The organism is Mycobacterium sp. TH-M11 (assembly GCF_057473725.1).
Map to the genome: position 1 here is coordinate 1 of NZ_JBYCLD010000098.1, position 2759 is coordinate 2759.

Sequence of the window (2759 nt, forward strand, 5' to 3'; positions counted from 1 at the left end):
GTGTTCGACCCGAACTGCTCGGGGCAAGACCATCACAAGCCCGGGAGGAAGTGACCCGGGTACATAGCGAAGCCCTCGCGTGGCCGCGTCGAAACGACGCGCCCGGGGGCTAGAGGAGAATACGTGACAGACGGTGGCCCATTCTCAGAAGTTCCTCAAGACTCGTCGCAGCATGAGGAGCTGCCCGATCGGCTGAGGGTTCATTCGCTGGCCCGCGTGCTGGGTACAACCAGCAGGCAGGTTCTCGACGCGCTGACTGAGCTCGACGGTCGCGTTCGCAGCGCGCACTCCAGCGTGGAGCGCGTCGACGCGGTTCGCGTTCGCGATCTGCTGGGCAGTGCGCCGGTGCCGATCGGCGCAGCGGTCGCCGCGGTCGCGCCCGGTGACGCGGAGGAGCCCGAGTCGCGGCTGATGCTGGAGACCGCGCCGGTCGAACGGCCCGAGTACATGCCGTTGTTTGTCGCCCCGCAGCCGGTGGAGCGGGTCGAGGGTCCCGGCAAACCCGACGAAGCCGCCGTCACCGATGACGACGATGACGACGACTTCGACGGTGACGGTGACGCAGATGGCGATGACGATCAGGCCGATCGCCCGGCTAATCGCCGTCGCCGCCGTGGGCGTCGTGGCCGTGGCCGCGGGCGCGGCGAGCAGAACGGCTCCGAGAACGGCTCCGGCGACGGCGAGAAATCAGACAATGCGAGCGACGCCGACGACGACTCGGGCGACGACGCCGACGACGATACAGATGACTCCGATGGTTCCGATGAGGACAACGGTTCCGGCGAGGGTGCCACCAAGCGCCGCCGTCGCCGTCGTCGCCGCAAGTCTGGTTCCGGTGACGACTCCGACGACAACCCGGCACCCGACGACCCGCCGAACACCGTGGTGCACGAGCGTCAGCCCCGCGCCAAGAAGCAGTCCGACAACAACGAGATCCAGGGCATCGACGGCTCGACCCGGCTGGAGGCCAAACGGCAGCGCCGCCGGGACGGCCGCGACGCGGGACGGCGCCGCCCGCCGGTCTTGACCGAAGCTGAGTTCCTGGCCCGCCGTGAGGCGGTCGAGCGGGTGATGGTGGTCCGCGACAAGGTCCGCACCGAGCCGCCGCACCCCGGCAGTCGCTACACCCAGATCGCCGTGCTCGAAGACGGCATCGTCGTTGAGCACTTCGTCACCAGCGCCGCCTCGGCCTCTCTGGTCGGCAACATCTACCTGGGCATCGTGCAGAATGTGCTGCCGTCGATGGAGGCGGCGTTCGTCGACATCGGCCGCGGCCGCAACGGCGTGCTCTACGCCGGCGAAGTGAATTGGGAGGCGGCCGGTCTGGGCGGGTCCAACCGCAAGATCGAGCAGGCGCTGCGGCCCGGCGACTACGTCGTGGTGCAGGTCAGCAAGGATCCGGTCGGCCACAAGGGTGCCCGGCTGACCACCCAGGTGTCGCTGGCCGGCCGCTACCTGGTTTACGTGCCGGGCGCGTCCTCGACCGGCATCAGTCGCAAGCTTCCCGACACCGAACGCCAGCGGCTCAAGGAGATCTTGCGCGAGGTCGTCCCGTCCGATGCCGGCGTGATCATCCGCACCGCGTCGGAGGGCGTGAAAGAGGACGACATCCGCGGCGACGTCGATCGGTTGCAGGAGCGGTGGAACGAGATCGCCGAGCGTGCGCAGCAGACCAAGGAGAAAGCGGCCGGTGCCGCCGTCGCGCTCTACGAGGAGCCCGACGTGCTGGTCAAGGTGATCCGCGACCTGTTCAACGAGGACTTCTCCCAACTGATCGTCGCCGGCGAAGACGCTTGGACCACCATCAACGAATACGTGGAATCGGTTGCGCCCGAACTAGTCTCGAAGCTCACCAAGTACGAACAACCCGCCGGGGACGGTCCCGACGTCTTCGCGGTGCACCGCATCGACGAGCAGCTGGCCAAGGCGATGGATCGCAAGGTCTGGCTGCCGTCGGGCGGCACGCTGGTCATCGACCGGACCGAGGCGATGACGATCGTCGACGTCAACACCGGTAAGTTCACCGGCTCCGGTGGCAATCTCGAGCAGACCGTCACCAAGAACAACCTCGAGGCGGCCGAGGAGACCGTGCGGCAGCTTCGGCTGCGTGACATCGGCGGCATGATCGTCATCGACTTCATCGACATGGTGCTGGAATCCAACCGGGACCTGGTGCTGCGGCGGCTGACCGAGGCGCTGGCCCGCGACCGCACCCGTCATCAGGTGTCCGAGGTGACCTCGCTGGGCCTGGTGCAGCTGACCCGAAAGAAGCTCGGAACCGGTCTGATCGAAGCCTTCTCCACGACGTGTCCGCACTGCAGCGGCCGCGGCATCACGCTGCACGCCGACCCGGTCGACTCGGCGCCGACGATCGGCCGCAAGCCGGAGTCCGGCGGTCGGCGCGGCCGCCGGTCCAAGAAGGGCAAGGCCGAAGAGCCGGCCGTCGCCAGCGTGCCCGTGCATACGCCCGGCGAGCATCCGATGTTCAAAGCGATGGCCGCGGCCAACGGCGGTCACCACGATGACGACGACGAATCCGCTCCCGACGAGGACACCGAGCTGCCCGGCGAGCAGGACGGGGGCGACGCCGAGTCCGACGCGCAGCTGCGGAAGCAGGCCGCGCGCGAGACGGTCGAAGACGACCTCGACGACGACGACTTTGACGACAGCGACGACGAGGACGACAGCGACGACGAGGATGAGGAAGACGACGACGAGGACGACACCGATCACGTCGATCTCGATGACGACGATGACGA

At 67.9% G+C, this 2759-nt stretch carries 1 protein-coding gene; it reads left to right on the plus strand.

Going from position 1 to position 2759, the window contains the following annotated elements; translation table 11 throughout:
- Nucleotides 1-123 precede the first annotated feature (123 nt).
- A partial coding sequence (gene rne, locus AC2VOG_RS04040) for a ribonuclease E (RefSeq protein ID WP_486938628.1) occupies nucleotides 124-2759 on the plus strand: 2636 nt, incomplete at its 3' end.